Origin of the sequence: Arthrobacter sp. EpRS71 (assembly GCF_001512285.1) — a bacterium.
Classification (GTDB): Bacteria; Actinomycetota; Actinomycetes; order Actinomycetales; family Micrococcaceae; genus Arthrobacter.
Genome location: NZ_LNUV01000006.1, coordinates 2,515,065 through 2,530,641 on the forward strand (window position 1 = coordinate 2,515,065; position 15,577 = coordinate 2,530,641).

At 58.9% G+C, this 15,577-nt stretch carries 13 protein-coding genes; 4 read left to right on the forward strand and 9 right to left on the reverse strand.

The genetic code is table 11. From position 1 onward, the window contains the following. Window positions 1–332 precede the first annotated feature (332 nt). Together AR689_RS22075 and AR689_RS22080 are read right to left on the reverse strand one after the other, a co-directional pair. A complete protein-coding gene (locus tag AR689_RS22075) occupies window positions 333–2,756 on the reverse strand; it encodes an AAA family ATPase (RefSeq protein ID WP_062073651.1) in 2,424 nt (807 codons plus the stop codon). 197 nt (window positions 2,757–2,953) lie between these two features. Beyond that, window positions 2,954–3,772: a hypothetical protein gene (locus AR689_RS22080; RefSeq protein ID WP_197412942.1), complete on the reverse strand. Its 819-nt coding sequence runs from the start codon at window positions 3,770–3,772 to the stop codon at window positions 2,954–2,956. Between the two features lie 185 nt (window positions 3,773–3,957). Here AR689_RS22080 and AR689_RS22085 point away from each other — a divergent pair, with 185 nt between their 5' ends. Beyond that, on the forward strand, window positions 3,958–4,425 hold the full coding sequence (locus AR689_RS22085; protein ID WP_062073656.1) for a hypothetical protein: 468 nt from the start codon (window positions 3,958–3,960) through the stop codon (window positions 4,423–4,425). A 114-nt stretch (window positions 4,426–4,539) separates the two neighbouring features. Here AR689_RS22085 and AR689_RS22090 read toward each other — a convergent pair whose 3' ends face one another. Beyond that, a complete protein-coding gene (locus tag AR689_RS22090) occupies window positions 4,540–6,171 on the reverse strand; it encodes an AAA family ATPase (RefSeq protein WP_062073658.1) in 1,632 nt (543 codons plus the stop codon). 356 nt (window positions 6,172–6,527) lie between these two features. Here AR689_RS22090 and AR689_RS22095 point away from each other — a divergent pair, with 356 nt between their 5' ends. Continuing rightward, complete coding sequence (locus AR689_RS22095; protein ID WP_062073660.1) at window positions 6,528–7,106, forward strand: recombinase family protein; 579 nt, start codon at window positions 6,528–6,530, stop codon at window positions 7,104–7,106. A gap of 471 nt (window positions 7,107–7,577) precedes the next feature. Here the strand turns inward: AR689_RS22095 and AR689_RS22100 are convergent, their stop codons facing one another. From AR689_RS22100 to AR689_RS22110, 3 genes are all read right to left on the reverse strand, one after another. Continuing rightward, window positions 7,578–9,329: a serine/threonine-protein kinase gene (locus AR689_RS22100; protein WP_062073662.1), complete on the reverse strand. Its 1,752-nt coding sequence runs from the start codon at window positions 9,327–9,329 to the stop codon at window positions 7,578–7,580. Continuing rightward, entirely contained in the window at window positions 9,326–9,481 is a 156-nt protein-coding gene (locus AR689_RS22105) for a hypothetical protein (protein ID WP_231745631.1), read from the reverse strand. The genes AR689_RS22100 and AR689_RS22105 overlap by 4 nt, the downstream gene beginning before the upstream one ends. Window positions 9,482–9,789: 308 nt before the next feature. Beyond that, window positions 9,790–9,990, reverse strand: a complete 201-nt coding sequence (locus AR689_RS22110; protein ID WP_017197910.1) for a hypothetical protein — start codon at window positions 9,988–9,990, stop codon at window positions 9,790–9,792. A gap of 374 nt (window positions 9,991–10,364) precedes the next feature. On the opposite strand from AR689_RS22110, the gene AR689_RS22115 reads away from it, so the two are divergent. Both AR689_RS22115 and AR689_RS22120 read left to right on the forward strand, forming a co-directional pair. Next, on the forward strand, window positions 10,365–11,795 hold the full coding sequence (locus AR689_RS22115; RefSeq protein ID WP_062073666.1) for an MFS transporter: 1,431 nt from the start codon (window positions 10,365–10,367) through the stop codon (window positions 11,793–11,795). A gap of 111 nt (window positions 11,796–11,906) precedes the next feature. Next, complete coding sequence (locus AR689_RS22120; RefSeq protein WP_062073668.1) at window positions 11,907–12,404, forward strand: universal stress protein; 498 nt, start codon at window positions 11,907–11,909, stop codon at window positions 12,402–12,404. A 47-nt stretch (window positions 12,405–12,451) separates the two neighbouring features. Here AR689_RS22120 and AR689_RS22125 read toward each other — a convergent pair whose 3' ends face one another. From AR689_RS22125 to AR689_RS22135, 3 genes are all read right to left on the reverse strand, one after another. Continuing rightward, window positions 12,452–13,696: an MFS transporter gene (locus tag AR689_RS22125; RefSeq protein WP_062073670.1), complete on the reverse strand. Its 1,245-nt coding sequence runs from the start codon at window positions 13,694–13,696 to the stop codon at window positions 12,452–12,454. Window positions 13,697–13,901: 205 nt separating this feature from the next. Beyond that, the gene (gene trxA, locus AR689_RS22130) at window positions 13,902–14,258 is read right to left on the reverse strand and encodes a thioredoxin (protein ID WP_062073672.1); all 357 of its coding nucleotides are present in this window, start codon (window positions 14,256–14,258) and stop codon (window positions 13,902–13,904) included. Window positions 14,259–14,305: 47 nt separating this feature from the next. Continuing rightward, a complete protein-coding gene (locus AR689_RS22135) occupies window positions 14,306–15,472 on the reverse strand; it encodes an FAD-dependent oxidoreductase (RefSeq protein WP_062073674.1) in 1,167 nt (388 codons plus the stop codon). Window positions 15,473–15,577 lie beyond the last annotated feature (105 nt).

Sequence of the window (15,577 nt, forward strand, 5' to 3'; positions counted from 1 at the left end):
GCTCTGTTGGACAAACTCAAGGCAGCGGACTCAGCGGCACTGTATACGTCCGCCTGCCTCAACAAGAAGCGCCGGCACCGGCATTTACGGTTGCTCGCGTTGGGTCGCCACGGCCGCTTAGGAACGCAGCGAAGGACAGGACGTGTTTGGGTGTCCCTGCAGCAATGGGAGCCCTGAGGGGGTCCTGTCCTTTGCGGTGAACCTTGCCGGATCTGGTCGGGTCGGTCGGCTCGGACGACGCTGGCGAGTTCCTTCTGTACGCAGAGTGCCCGTGAGTTTTCCCAGGTACTCGGAGCTGCTAGCTACGGCGGCTGCTTCTCTTCTAGAAGTCGTTAACCACGTTCATAAGGAGTAACCGCTTTGCTCTCTACGCGATCGATGTCCTGCTGCAGAACCTTAGAGATGTCCGCCCAGTTCCATGGAAGATCGCCGTCGTCGATACGATCCCATTGGGAATCGAGGTAAGCCTTGAAAATCTTTGCCCGCGCCAAGCGTTCCTTGATGGTAAAAGCGTCATGTATCTCCTCTCGGACGGAACGGTCTGTTATCGGCGTGTCGACAATGATGGCATCTACGTAGGTGAAGAAACCAAGGAGGGTCCTCACCGTATAGACCCCGGCGCTGGTGACTCTATAGAAGATCCGGTCCCGGTTTTCTATGGATCTGGGAGTGCTTTCCAGCAGCCGTTCCCTAACGCACTGCTCCAAGGCTTCTTTGGTTTGAAGATCCGTGAAACCTAGAAGTTGGCTGAAGTTGAAAATTTCGGCGGCCTCAACAAACCCTTCACCAGAAACTTGGTCCCCGCGTGATTGTGAGAAAGAGACTATAAGGGGGATCAAAAAATGTGCCCGACCGTCAGAGTCGCGCAGCCGCAACACGTTGGCGATGTCGGAAGCTGACGGATCAAAGTGCTCATGATCCTTGTAGAGGAGTGCGCGAAGAAACTCGTGCACGGGGACGTCGTAACGTCCGAAACGGTCGATGATCTCCAACATTTTTCCGGTAGCTACATGACTAGACCCAATGAAGTCGGAAACGAATTGGAGGGCGAGACGCATGTTGCCCGAGGCCATGTTGTCTATGAGCGACATCAGCCCCTTGTTCGTCCGCAGGTTCTCCTCGAACATTCGGAGGAAGGTTTCAAGCTTCTCACTGGTTACCGAAACGTTGGCCGGTAGGAGGCCACCCTGACTTATTCCGTGCATGTTCCTCAGGGCAAACTGGATGCGCTTCGTGAGGACTACGTCTGCACGGGGTGGGGCGATTGTGAACACGCGTGATTGATAGCCCGATAGTGCTCCGGTTCGCTTTGACTGGTAAAAGGTCTCTGGTCTTAGCGTTACGAAAACCGTTGCATTCCAAGTGCTTGCAAGCTCGTTTGAGATCAGGAAGACCTGATCCTGGTCGTCCGTGCTTCTCTGGTCAACGTTGTCCAGAAAAACGACAACCTGCTTTCGTCTTGACGTTTGGATGTTTTTGATGCTCGCTGCGATGTGCCCAGGTCGGTCGTCTACCAGCTTCTGCAAGAACTGCAGTCTGGCTATCTTGTAGGCCTTTTCATCAATTTCCCGGAGTTGGCCGGACGGGGATGAATCGAAGTCCTTGAGGGCTTGCCGGTGAACCGACTGGGCGAACGAATTGTCATTCAGCGAAGTGCCGAGAAGATCCGACAGCTGTTTGATGGTCTCAGTCAGGACATGTTCTCGAAGATCTGCAAGGGTAGTGCTGGAGCCAAAGTCGATGTAGACCGTGAACGCTTGGGAGAAGAGCTCCACTGCATCGACGTGTACAAGCCTTTGAATGAAAGTGCTCTTACCAACGCCGACATCGCCGAGAAGAACGATGGGTCGACGGTTGGTTGCTGTAGCCAGCATGTCTCGTGTCAGCTGTGGAGCCAGTCCTCTTTTTCCTTGGGCAGCAACGGCTTCAGTGGTTCCTTCATAATCGAGTGCTGCATACCTGCTTTCGAGGATGTTCTTACTGATTGACGCATGCTGCGACAGGGCGCCACTGCTGGCATAGCAGTCCCGAAGGAACTGGTCTCGCATGTCCCCGATCTTTGCCAAGTCCTCAAGGAAAAGGTCGCCGAGTATCTCGAGGTCAGCCTGCAGCTCGTTCCTCCGCTTCATTCCTGGATAAACGGGAAGACGAGCGGACAGGGGCAACGGGGGCTGGCTGACCGTCGTTACGAGGCGTTGAAGGAGCGTTCGATTGTCTATGCCCTCTGGACTAGCGGCATCCCATAGCGCACGAAAGTTTGTCCGCATGTCCTCAAGGCTTGTGAACACCAACGCCTTGCCGTCGGATTGCGGGACGCCATCAACCCTGGCCCCGACGAACAGTATGAGTTGGTGGCCGTTGGATACGCCGGCGATTTGAATGCCGTTAGCGCTGGCGTACTCCATCGCCTGCTGAACGGCATCAGCCACTGCTTTGGCTTCTGCACCGTGTGTCAAGGATTTCAGGCTATGTACGCCGTGTTTTGTCCCAGCAGGAAGGCTAAAAGTGATGTTCTCACGCTTGGCTTCTATGAGAAACTGTCGGGCGGGAAATCCCAGCGCGTAGTCGATACGGCCGGTCCCAGCTTTCTCTTCGCAGGCGACCGCATGATCGTCCCAAGTCAGAACATCTCTCACAATTGCGTCGATGACTTGGTATCGCGTGGTTGCTTCGTTTCTATTCTCGGCTTGACGCTCGTTCTCAGCTTCAATGAGTGAACCAAGTGCCTCAAGGCCGGCGTCAAACTTTTCAGACATATGGATCCCCACTTTAGGTCTTGCAGAATTCTTCTCGAGCTGGCCGGAAAACCGATGGCCGCCCCCGTATGCGGGTAGTTCCAGCCGGTTGGTTGGATCGTAACACCCAGCTCACACTGGACAGATGACTGTGAGACGCCCGGGCGAGTATGCCCGCCCGGGCGTTCTAGCAAGGCGTCACCCCAACCAGGCGTCACTCAAACGGAGTCGGTGAAGTAATTACGGTATCGGTCAAGAATGATCTGCAACGCGGGAGTGAAATAGCCCTCCAGGCCGGTCAGGCGGGAGTACCCGTAGGAAGCCCCAATAAGCGCCAGGATAGACGTCGCAGCACAGTCTTCCGCCGGTCGTGGCCGGGCTGCAGAGAGTAGATCCAAGTAGCTGCTGCCCGGGTTCTTATTAACATACGGCTCCGCGGAGTCGATCGAGGGGTGGCTTGCGGCGGTATAGATGATCCACGCGAGGTACATGCTCTTGAGCCGGTCCTTGATCTCTCTCGGGCTCTTATCGATCGCATGCTTCAGCCGAGTGAGGTCCCAGAGGTTCTTGAAATCATCCGTTGGTGCGTCAATGTATTGCTGGAGTTGGTCAGCCAGCGCGTCGTTGAACGTCCAACCCTCGTGCTGAGCCGCGAGCAGCCTCTTGCTCGTGTCTTTTTTAGACAGCATGGCTACCTCGACTAACTTCCCCTCGCCGGCATCTGCCCAAACAAGGCGTATTGAGTGCTCAAGGGCGGATCGCAGAAGCGGAGCGGACTCGCTTCCGAATCCGCTTTTTTCGAGCTTGATGGCAGCTTCGCCGCTGCGAAGCGTGCGTTGGAGCCAGCCCCAAGCAAGAACTGGTGCGGCCGCCCTGCGCTGCTCTTCCTCGGATTCACTATCAAGCCGCAGCGGCTGTGGCTTTGGTGCCTGATTAATCATGCGGACAAGACTCCGGTAGATCGCGTAGCCAGGATCCTTATCAGAATGGCTGGATGACCTCCGGGTCAACTTGCGGGATTTCTTATTTGAACTCATTTCGCAAGCTTTTCAAGGAACTCGAAGTAGGTGGGGGATGAACTCCAGGTCGCGCAATCCCAATTGGTGGGTGCCGGTACAGGGCGGTGCGCATCAGATCCCTCACCGGCCACCCTTCTCCGAGCCCTCACTTGAGGCTCTGGCCGTCGGAAGTTTCAATGCGGGGCTCCGGCTAAGCTGCCGTCATGAAACATTCGCGGGTCGCCCTCCCTGAGCCGAGCTATCTCGCCCGTATCGGTGAGATCGCATACACGATTTCCTCGATGGAGTGGACGATCCTCGGTGACCTCCATCGACTCGTGGCCGCTCTGCCCGACGCTTTCACGCTCGATCGACTAGAGCCTGAAATGACGTCAGGGATTGCGACCAAGATCAAGGCGGCTACTACCGATATGACAGACGGACCAACGAAGGAGTACCTGGTTGCTGTCTACCTCGCGCTCTACGCGGCTGCTGCAATTAGAAACGACGTGCTTCATGCCCGCCCAGCTACACACCCAAGTAACTCTCAACGCTTGATGCGTGCAGAGACAACGAACAGACGGACCACCGGCGCGCGCTTCTGGATCGACGATGAGTGGTTCGACGAAGCTATCGTCAAGCTGAACGACCTACTGACAGCAATCAATGACCGGCGGCCACCCTTCAGCTGATCTCAACGAGCATGTGGAAACGTTCCGACAGACCATTTCCATTAGAGGATCCCTCAGCGTACGCATGCACGCAATCTCCTCGGGAACGGGAGTCCACCAAAAATGAACGAGGGATCAAGATCCGGTGGGATTGCCGACCGGGACGTCAAGGGCAGCTCGCAGCACCGAATTTGATGCAATGGAGACGAGGGCAGCTCGTTGGTAGTCGCTTACCGATCGAAATCCGAGCGCCCCAGCGATCTCGTTCCTCACGCTGGTATTTCTGATCGGAAGGAGCCTCACCAGCTCGTCGTATTTCCTGTTTTCGAGATATTCTCGCAACTCGCTCAGAATCTCTGTGTATGGAGACGAGATGGTGATCGTGATGTCGGCACTCCCGACTGTTTCAGGCATGTGAGCAACCAACTTTCGCGCCAGCGCATCTTTGGCAAGCTTCGCAGCCAGCCTTTCCAGTGTGCCAGGACTACCAAGCGTATTCATTGCCCTCCCCTCAGCGTCGGCCAGGAGCTCATCCCTATCGCGGCCGAGGGTCTGGGCCTGCTTGGTGGCGACGTCCCGTAGTACTTGTGATTCGAAATAGAGATTCTCGATCTCACTTACTGGGAGAACATGAATGCCACGGTTTACCAAGGACTCGCGCTCCTCAATGGTCCGTCCATCACCGTCGACCAGCCCTACCGCGTTTACCCAATGATGGTCTTGGCTCTCGCGGAGACCGGTCACCGAGCGGATGACCATGTCGCAACCTCCACTCGGGACGAGGAACCAGTCAGGAAAAAGCACCCGGTAAAGTGCCAGGTCCAAGCTCGCGCTATCGCCCTCGATGAAGAGCACCTGCCGACGACCGCCAAGAATTGCTCGCCGCGCAGTTTCCGATAGTCCGTCTGCTGCAGGAATCTTATGGATGTCCCAGTGGACGGGCTTCTCTCCCTCCCACTTCACACCAAGGACACTGAAAGTCTCACCTTGTTTAATCGAGAGGTTTGAGGCGAGATCAAGGTCGTGTGTGAGTACGACGAAAGCACAGTCTGCTCGCGCTGCAATTATCGCTTCGATAAGACCCGCTGAAATTGAACGGTGAAGATGACGCTCTGGTTCGTCAATGATGATGGTTGTGCCAGGTGCGGCGGTAAGGACGTCAGCGGCAAGGAACAGAGCACTTTTCTCACCGTCGGACATGAGGTAGATCGGATAACTTGAGCCCAGGCTTTTGTGCTGAGCGACAAAATTATCCGATTCGGTCACACTGAGTTCGATATGCAGCCCTGCGCGTTCTAGCAACGTGTTGAGCGTGTCGAACAATCGACTCCCAACGGCGGAATCGACGTCCGCCCGACTTGCACCGCCGTCGTATAGGGCAGCTACTCTCCGGCTTTCAGAGTTAATACGGCCGAGCAGGTCGAACAAGGCAATGCTCGATCGTCGTGAATCCGCGTGATCGATATAGCGCGAATCTGTGGCCCGATCCCAGTGACCCATCGTTGAAACGTACGACTCACGATCCGCGGAGCTAATCGCCGGCCCAGCATGCTGGAACCAAAGTTTCCTCTGAGCCAAAACCCGCTTAAGAGGTGCAAGTGGCGCATTGATGGACATCCAAGACGCTAACGCAGACTTTCCCGAGCCATTGGCCCCAAGAATCGTCAAGACCTGGCCAGCGCGAACTTCCACACTCAGAAATTCTCCCGATGTAACTGGTAGCTCCCATTGAGCTAGCGGGATAGCAATCTCGGCAATCTGAGTCATGCTCCGATCGTACGGGAGAGATCAGACGGGGAATCAGCAGGCTAATGCAAGATGCCCTTAAGTCGGTCCCTCAGCGTGCATCCATGAAGTCGGATCCGGGACGCCGTCGAATCACGACCCCGGCATGTACCTAAGACCCGCACGGTGAAATGCACGATGACGGGGCGGATAACAGCAACCTGCCTGCTCTCTGCGTCCATCTCATCAATGGATCCTTTGATAAGAACCGCAGGGCTGGGCCTGGTTGAGGATTCCGGCTCGCGGATTTCCTGCATGTCGATTGTCCCAACAATGTGTCTCACTAAGGTATTCTCAGCATCACTCCTATTTGTCCTTTGATAAGACCCGGAGAAGTGATGGCACGCCTTGGATACGCCCGCGTCAGCCTGGCTGACCAAAACACCGATTTGCAGATCCGGGAACTGGAAGCAGCCGGGTGCGAGCGAATCTATAAAGACCAAGGGATCAGCGGGACGCGGGTAAGTCGTCCGGAGCTGGACCGGATGCTTGACCGTCTCGGCCCAGGGGATGAGGTCGTGGTGTGGAAGCTGGACCGGTTGGGACGAAACACGCGCCACCTGCTCGAGCTCTTGGATGATTTCAAGGTGCGAGGCATCAAGTTCCGTTCCCTAAGGGATGGCATCGCCACTGACCCAGCCAGCGAGGTCGGGGGAGCAATGGCCCAGGCGATGGTCACCATCATTTCCGCTTTCGCCCAGCTTGAACGAGACCAGCTTTCCGAGCGCACCAAGGCCGGCATGGCGGCTGCAGCTTCTAACGGACGCAAAGCAGGCCGCCGGGAAATCACGACAGACCACGAGAAGGTCAAGAGGGCACATGAACTGAAAGCTCGCGGTCTCAAGCCGACGGACATCGGAAAGATCATCGGAACCAGCCGTGCCACCGTCTACCGATACCTAGGCATGGACTCCTGAGCCACAGGGGTAACTGTCCCGGAAGTTGTCTTTGTGACTGCTGTTCACGGCAGATGATTTGGGACAACATCTGGGACGGAAATATTACGCGGAGGCCGTCCGCCGGTGTCGTTTTCAGAAGATGACTGCACTGAATGTCAGAAGTCGACTGCACTGACGATTGTGTGCCGTAGGAGGATCCTTCACCGGACACCCGTTCCATCGGCCGCCTACCTCAACTGTTGTGTTCGGCCAGTTTCACAATAAAAGGATGCCATCGCGTTCCAATGTGAACAATCCGTCGGCGACTCCCTGCGCCTGGGGCGCGCCGCAAGATTTGGCGAAGAACCGCGGAGAGAGTCCGAGTCGCTCTTCGCGCCCAATATCGAAAACATCCACATCGAATGGTTCGTGCCACTCCCCAGAAATCCACTGCTAGATCCCCCTGATCTGTGCCTCCTTCATGGACAATATGCTTCTCTCACAGTCCTGTTACCTCTCCAGGCAGGCAATGGACTCAGGACCGCCTGGCGATGCGGAGCCATCTGCGCGGACGATGATGACCTGGAGGCAAACAGGCAATTCCAAGCCCCACACAGTTGTGGTGGGTTCGCCGTCAAGAGTGGTTTTGTATTCGCCTTCGAATTTGGCGGACTTATCCCGATATTTGTAGGTGTCACCCCGTTGTGGCTGCGGATTCTTCCAATGGAAGTCAACAAGGTCCGGATCCCCGGGATGGCGCTCAGCGAATAACCCCTCCACTTCCGGAACGCCGCCATCGCCCAGAGGGTCAGCCGGCTCCTTGCTTGTCGTTTCTGTGGGTGCCACCTTTGACTGCGCCTGGGCGCCCAACACCACTCCCACCACAATGGCCACTACCAGCACTGCCGCGCCAGTGGCGGCAAACCACAGGTTGCGCTTGCTGTGATCTGCCGACGGAGCATCCTCCTGCGTGACCGGGGAGGCCCCGGAGGGGGCGTTGGAGCGGCTGACGGTTGCGCCAAGATCGTCCTGCGGACGTGAGGGCTGCCAGCCACGCAGCACTGTGGACTCTGCCGTGTCAGGCTCGGCGGGAGCGTTTTGGCTGCCGGGGGCCGCGTACGACGACAGCGCCGTGAACGACTCCGCGGCGGTGGCACCTCCCCGCGACTGGACAGTTTGCGGAGGGTGGCTGGATTGAGCGGGCGGCTGAGCTGGTTGAGCAGGCTGCTGGGTGGCGCCGGGAACCGTGGACGGGAAGGTTCGCGCCGGGAAAGTGGGCGCTGAGCCTGTGGTGGCGGTTCCTGAGGCGTCGGGATCGATCGAAGCGATGCTCCGGACCCGGGTTTCCTCGAAGTTGTCGTCCGGGTGCTGGTCGTCCCCGTGCCCGGGTTCTTCCAGAACCTCGAATGGCGTCACAGACAGGTTCAGTTCAGCCTGGATCCGCTGCAGTGCAAGCGCGAAAGCGTGCGCCGAGGAATAACGGGATTCCGGTGACTTGGCCATGGACGTGGCAAGAACGAGTTCCAGGGACTCCGGAACGTCGGCACGGCCCAGCCTGGGCAGTGGTGAGTTGGTGATGCGGGAGATCAGTTCCCGCTGCGAGTTGTCCTGTCCCGGGAGGACAAAGGGCGAACGACCCGCCAGCAGCGTGTACAGCGTTGCACCCAGGGCCCAAATGTCCACAGGAACACCATCAACGGCACCTCCGCGGAACTGCTCCGGCGGAGACCACGGGATGGACATGCCGGCGTCGTCCTCGGTGTCAGCGCCGATGGTGCCGGAGATACCAAAGTCAGTCAGGGCAGGCCGGTTGTAATCGGTGACGAGGATGTTGGCAGGCTTGATGTCCCGGTGCACAATTCCTGCCCGGTGAGCGGTCTCGACGGCGGAAGCCACCTGGATGCCGACGGCCAGGACCTCATCCACGCTGAAGCGCTGGCGACGATAGCGGACGTCGAGGCTCGGCCTGGAGCAGTACTCCATGGCGAGGTACGAGTGTCCGTTCTCGGTGATCTCGGCTTCGAAGATCGTCACGATGTAAGGGTGCGAGGACAACTGCGCCATGAGGTTCGCTTCGGACTCGAAACGGCGGCGGGCCCCTTCGGTCTTCAAATCGGACAACAGCACCTTGACCGCTACTTTTCGGCGCGGTCGATCCTGCTCATAAAGGTAGACATCCGAGAAGCCACCGGAGCCGAGCAGGCTGATGTACTTAAAACCCGGGATGGGTGGAGGCGGCGCGGGGGGCCTCTTGGAACTCAAAGAATCTCCTCGAAACGCAATGAAATGTTGTCGCCCAGCTCGGCGATGTCGCCGTCCAGCAGGATGGCCATTTCGTTTTGGGCAAGCCGGCGGGGTGCCTGGCCTTCCCGGATGAGCACGGTGCCGTTGGTTGCCTTCAGGTCGCACAACATGACGTGCCAACCCTCAAGCCGGACCTCCACATGGGAACATCCCAAACCTAGCTCTAAACTAGCTGCCAATGTCAGTGACTTCACCCCGGTCTCCATCCGAGACAGGACCTTGTCTCCGACTTTGAGACCTGGGGCGCCGCCGTGGAGAAGATGCATTGTAGTAATGGTGCTGCCTAACGCCGCCGAATAAAGATTTAGATCCACTTTCGCACAAGCCAATCAAGCCGGCCTGGGGCTATGCCACCGAGTGTCCCATTTCCAAGGAAGTGGGACACTGCTCTTCGTCTGAGCCTGACTGCAGTTGCGTGCTAGTCGTCCTGCAGGTCTTCGACGGCCCAGGTTAGGAGGGTGAGCTCGAAAGGATGCGGTCTGAGGGCTTCGTGCACATAGGCGTCCAGTTCCAAGGCGTTGGCGTTTCCTCCCTCCGCCCAGTATTTGATCCATAGCTGCTCCAGCGTGAAGCCGTCCTGCTCAAGCAGGTTGCGTGCTGTCTGCCTCGGGTCGCTCATTCCTGAATTCCCAGCGCTCTTTACGGGCCTCCTGCGCACTGACTAAATCATCAGTCTGCTTACTAATTAACGTACAGGGGCTCGCTTTCCGGAACAACCAGGCCGTGATGCGGGCAAAAGCCATGTCCCAAAAACCCGTGGATCCTCGAAGGCGGGACACCCAAGGGGGTGCCTGTGCCTACTTCAGCAACCTCCGGCACTTCAGGCGGCGCTGAGCGCCGGATCTTTTGTGAGGGCGTCTGCCGCGAAACACGCATCCTAATACCCACCCGGGGTACCAAGCATGCGAGTTGATGAATTATTGACACCCATACCCCCTATGGGTATACCCTGCATCTAGTCGGTATCTCCGGCAGTTCTCAGGAGGAAGTTAAATGTCTACCCATCCACCCCTATCGCCGGCGAAGCGCTGGCTGGGCCTGGTGTTGATCGCTACGGCGCAGTTCGTCGTCATTATGGACACCTCGATCATTGGTGTCGCTCTGCCCGATATTCAAAAGGACCTTGGATTCACGCCGGAATCGCTGTCATGGGTCTTCAACGCGTACGTTGTGGCCTTCGGTGGGCTGCTCTTGTTGGGAGGTCGTCTCTCGGATGTCTTCGGCGCCCGGAAGATCTTTGCGTTGGGTTGGATCATCCTCATCGCGGGCTCGTTGCTGGCCGGGGCGGCCAACAGTGTCGGCGTGGAGATCGCAGGCCGTGCTATCCAAGGTGCCGGGTCTGCGTTGATTGCGCCTGCGGCTCTTACTCTGTTGATGATGCTGTTCGGCGGTACGTCCGACCTTCCGAAAGCATTTGCTGTCTACGGCGCAGCGGCGCCCATCGGTGGCACTGCGGGGGTTTTCCTCGGTGGAGTGTTGACGGAGTACGCCAGCTGGCCTTGGGTGTTCTACGTAACCATCCCGATCGCTGTCTTCGTTCTCGCATTCACGGCAACGTCGCTTCCCCGGACCGTGAAAAAGGCGTCCGGATCCATCGACGTCGCCGGGGCGCTCACCGTTACTGGCGGGCTGGCCGCGGTTGTCTACCCCGTTGTTAATGCACCTGAAGTTGGTTGGCTCACTGTCCCCACCCTCAGCATCCTGGCTGGCGGTCTTGTCCTGCTGGTGATTTTCTTCATCATCCAGGCGCGAAGCCGTAATCCTTTGATGCGTCTGGGCTTGCTCCGAGCACCCCTGCTGGGGGCTGCCAACGGTGCACAACTGCTGCTGGGTGCTGCATGGGTGTCCATGTGGTTCTTCCTGAACCTCTACCTGCAGCAGGTCCTGGGCGCGACTGCGTTCGCGGCCGGCGCCGCGCTCCTGCCGATGACCGGTCTTGTGGTTCTCGTCATGATCGCGTGGGCTCCACGGCTCCAGGGCAGGTTCGGTGCGAAATCGCTGATTGTTAGCGGCTTGCTCTTGTTGGCTGCAGGGCTCGTGTGGCTTTCCTTCGTCCGCCCGGACGGTAACTATGCTGTCGACGTTCTTCCCGCATCGCTCCTGGCTGCCCTTGGAATGTCACTGGCGTTCGTCCCCTCCCTGGGCACTGCCATTAACGCGGCCCCGCCTGCTGAAACCGGCGTTGCTTCGGGGCTGGTGAGCACCAGTTACCAGATCGGGTCCGCACTTGGACTCGCAGTTCTCACGGCAATCGTTTACGGCATCTCCGGCACCGACCCCTCCCGGGTAGAGCTGACCCAAGGGTATTCCGCAGCCTTCATCGGCGCAGGAATCCTCGCCCTGGTCGGAGCCGTCATCACAGGCTTTGCAATGAAAAAGCCTCGGTCATCCACGCCGGCAGCGGACGAATCGATCTCGGTGTAACACGCAGGAAAGTTCAGCAACCTGCGCTCGACAAGCTGCAGGCACGGCTCCACAACAGAGGTGTCTGGGCGCAATTGGGCTCAGACACCAATTACTAGAGAGGAAACGCACATGCTTACTCCAAAACTGCTCATCGCCTACGACGGGTCCCCTAACGCGCAGAGCGCAATGCAGACAGTCGCAAACCTATTTCCAGGCGCTACAGCGGTGCTGCTCTATGCCCGCCAGCCGATGGAGGGCTTCGCAGCGCATCTGGAAGGCCATCCGGCTCTGGAGGAATTACAGGAACTTGATGCTGCAGCGCTCGATGTTTCAGAACGGATTGCCGCTGAAGGTGCAGAATTGGCCCGCAGCCTCGGCTTGATCGCCGAGCCGTTGATCGCTTCCACGATGGCCACGGCGTCCGAAATCATTGTGAACACCGCCGAGGAGCTGGATGTCGATCTGATCGTTCTTGGGTCGCGCGGGTTGCGTGGCTTCAAAGCGACCCTGTTAGGGAGCACATCGGCAAACGTCCTTCACCACGCTACCCGGCCAACCCTCGTGATTCCCTCGGAGGAGGTGGCATCGGCTCGCCGGAGCAGCGGAATGATGGCGGGCACAAACTAGGCCGAACCTGAAGTGGCCGCCCTGCACCCTGCAGGGCGGCCTCTTCTTTACCTGCGCCCGATCTGGGCTATCACCGTGACAGCCACCAGTGCGATAAGGGCGGCACTTAGCCCGTTGAATCCGATGTATGCGAGGACGGGTCCCGCGGCTGCGCCGCCTGCCGCTCCTGCCAAGTTCATGAGTGAATCAGAAACGCCCTGCAGCCGTGGTCGATGAACGGACCCAACCGCTTGGCTGACCATAGCGGAGCCGGCGAGAGTGGAGGCCGACCAGCCCAAGCCCAGCAAGCCCAAGCTCACGGCGACCAGGACGTCATTGTTGGACCCCAGCATGGCCAACACCAAGGCACCAAGAAGTATGGCCTGCCCTGCCAAGACAACTAACCGTGCACCAAAGCGGTCCGTAAGGTAACCAAGGGCCGGGGAGAACGCGAACATGCCAACCACATGCAGGCTGATCGTCAGCCCAACCATGGTGAGCGAGGCGCCATATCCGGTTAAATGCACGGGGGTCATGGCCATAAGTGCCACCATGACGGCGTGGCTTGAAGCCAGGGTGAGCACCGCACGTTTCGCGCCCGGTGAAGAGCGCAGCAAGCGGAAACCGCCTACTGAAGTTCCGTCGGTCCGGGACTGGATGCCTCCCACTGCATCTCGGGCTTGAGTTGCGATGAGCAACGGATCCGGCCGCAGGCCAACGAGATAGACGGCGGCTCCAAGCAGCTGCGCGATGCCGCCAATAATGAACCCTCCGGTAAACGGCGGCATCCCCATGATCTCGCCCAGGCTTTCTCCAGGCCCAAAGAGATTCGGCCCGACGACTGCCCCGATGGTTGTCGACCAAACAACACGAGATAGATCCCGACCCCGGGATGCCTCGGCCGCCAGGTCAGTTGCAGCGAAGCGGGCCTGCAGGTTCAGAGCCGAACCCGAGCCCATGAGCACCATGCCAAGCAAAAGCAGCGGCAAACTTCTCACGCCCGCCGCGATGATCACGACCACGCCACCGAGCACAGCGATCCAGGCTCCTGTACTGAGCGAAATCCGCCGGCCCCTGGTCTGAGCCAGGCGGGCGAGGGGCACTGCCAGCAACGCAGCGCCCAGAGCCCCCATCGTCATGGCCATACCCGACCAAGCTGCGGAGCCGGATACGTCAGTGACCAACATCGCCCCGAGGCTCATGGTGGCACCGGTGCCGATTCCTCCCAGAATCTGGGCCAATGCCAGCACGCGGACAACTTTTCGCTGCACGGTGCGGGAGCGATCGGTCTCGGGAAAAGTGTCGGCGGACATGGTCACCTTCGGGTGGGGTTCGCGTGAAAGGTGACGGGTAAGTCTTTGACTACCATCATCATTGTCTTGAGACGGGCTTGTGTCATTACATGACCTTTCTGGCTGATCCCCTGGCACTGGCCATCCTTTGGTCGCCCGCGAATCGAGTGGATAGTAGGACTGACTCGGGCCGGCTCCTACGCGGCCGGCCCGATCGGGAGGGTGTTTAGTGGCCACCCTGATCTGCATGTACCTTCGACATGTCGAGATTCCTGACGCCCGCGACGACTTTTTCCAAGTCCCCGGCGGGCAGGGCTCCAGGCTGGGAGAAAACCACAACCCCTTCCCGGAAGGCCATAAGTGTGGGGATGGACGTGATCTTAGCCGACATGGCCAGTGCTTGTTCGGCCTCAGTGTCGACCTTGGCGAAGACGATATCGGCGTGCCTTGCGGAGGCTGCTTCGTAAGTAGGGGCGAACATCCGGCAGGGCCCGCACCAGCTGGCCCAGAAGTCAACGAAGACGATGTTGTTGTCCTCGATGGTGCGGCTGAAATCTTGTTCTGTGAGGTTGACGGTGGACATGGAGTTCTCCTTCTTGGTGGTTTGATGGCCGGCACGTTTTTGGAGGCCTAAGGGAAGGTGATTTTGCTGCGTGCAGCGAGCAATTCGGTGAAGGCATTCAGCCCTGCCACCGCGGTGATACCGCCCCCGGGATGGTGGAAGCTGGTCAGTATTGCTTTGGGATCCTCCGTTCCCAGGTGACGTTGGTGGCTGCCGGGTACCACTGCGCCGTACGCGGCTGCGGAGTGCCGGTAGACGGTAAGAGTGAATCCGGTGTCCGGGGTGTACGGACCCGGATCGGGTGCCCCGGTCAGATCATGCAGAGCGGCACGGGCCGCGTGGGCGCCTTGGGCAACGGCTGCATCCCAATGGTCGATGCGGTAAAGCTGACCGTCCCTGGTTGGGTGAAGTGCAAGGCTGCCCGCTGCATAGACAGCCTGGTAATCCCGGGCGCGCATACGGGTATCGACGGCAATGCCCTGATCGGCACCGGTGAGCCAGGCAGAGCTTGGCATGGTGCCGTGGGCGATGACCACAAGATCTGACTCCAGGATCTGACCATCGCTCAACGTGATGGTGACAGAGGCGGGACCGGCGGTGAGAGTGGTGACGTCCTGGCCGAAGTAGGCGTGGACGTTGTGTCGGTGAAGTTCGGCGATGTGCTCCGCGATTCGACTGCCCAAGGCAGAGGCCAGTGGTGTGGCAGATCGGGAAAGGAGGTGAACCCGGGCACCGGCATCGGCGAGGAAGCTGGCGGTTTCAGCGCCGATGAACCCCGCACCGAGAACCGCGACAGTCTTGCTTGCCGCGTTCTGCCCCAGTCGGGCGCGCAGCCGCGCGGCGTCGTCTGCTGTGTGGAGGTGGAAGACCCGGTCGGGGGCAGCTGATATTCGGTCGTTCGGGCGTGGGGAGCTCCCGGCGGCGGCGATCAGCGCGGCGTATGGCACAGTGCGGCCGTCCGCCAAGGTGAGGACTGAACGCTCCGTGTCCACAGCGGCAGCGCGGGCCTGGAGGAGATCGCCCTCAAGTGCGCGGGCTCCAGGTTGGGTGATCTGCTCTGCAGTGAGCAGACCGGGTAGGACTCCTTTGTTGACCAGGGTCCGGTTGTAGGGCTGATGGGGCTCCCCATTGATCAAGGTCAGCGGCCCTTCGAAGCCTTCGGCCCGTACCGTAGCTGCTGCGCTCAAACCCGCAGCCCCCGCACCAACAATGACGATTCCCTGCTGCCGATCCATTCCGGTCTCCTACCCGTTTAGCGCGTTTGACATTGATACCCCCCATGGGTACCTTAGCAACTATACACATACCCCCTAGGGGTACAGCGAAAGGGTAAGGCAGAC

What these genes read in the sequence shown, in the direction of transcription:
- AR689_RS22110 (WP_017197910.1), bottom strand. Translation starts at nt 9,990, where the DNA reads ATGAGCGACCCGAGGCAGACAGCACGCAACCTGCTTGAGCAGGACGGC.
- AR689_RS22095 (WP_062073660.1), top strand. Translation starts at nt 6,528, where the DNA reads ATGGCACGCCTTGGATACGCCCGCGTCAGCCTGGCTGACCAAAACACC.
- AR689_RS22080 (WP_197412942.1), bottom strand. Translation starts at nt 3,772, where the DNA reads ATGAGTTCAAATAAGAAATCCCGCAAGTTGACCCGGAGGTCATCCAGC.
- AR689_RS22105 (WP_231745631.1), bottom strand. Translation starts at nt 9,481, where the DNA reads ATGTTGTGCGACCTGAAGGCAACCAACGGCACCGTGCTCATCCGGGAA.
- trxA (WP_062073672.1), bottom strand. Translation starts at nt 14,258, where the DNA reads ATGTCCACCGTCAACCTCACAGAACAAGATTTCAGCCGCACCATCGAG.
- AR689_RS22085 (WP_062073656.1), top strand. Translation starts at nt 3,958, where the DNA reads ATGAAACATTCGCGGGTCGCCCTCCCTGAGCCGAGCTATCTCGCCCGT.
- AR689_RS22120 (WP_062073668.1), top strand. Translation starts at nt 11,907, where the DNA reads ATGCTTACTCCAAAACTGCTCATCGCCTACGACGGGTCCCCTAACGCG.
- AR689_RS22135 (WP_062073674.1), bottom strand. Translation starts at nt 15,472, where the DNA reads ATGGATCGGCAGCAGGGAATCGTCATTGTTGGTGCGGGGGCTGCGGGT.
- AR689_RS22115 (WP_062073666.1), top strand. Translation starts at nt 10,365, where the DNA reads ATGTCTACCCATCCACCCCTATCGCCGGCGAAGCGCTGGCTGGGCCTG.
- AR689_RS22125 (WP_062073670.1), bottom strand. Translation starts at nt 13,696, where the DNA reads ATGTCCGCCGACACTTTTCCCGAGACCGATCGCTCCCGCACCGTGCAG.
- AR689_RS22090 (WP_062073658.1), bottom strand. Translation starts at nt 6,171, where the DNA reads ATGACTCAGATTGCCGAGATTGCTATCCCGCTAGCTCAATGGGAGCTA.
- AR689_RS22075 (WP_062073651.1), bottom strand. Translation starts at nt 2,756, where the DNA reads ATGTCTGAAAAGTTTGACGCCGGCCTTGAGGCACTTGGTTCACTCATT.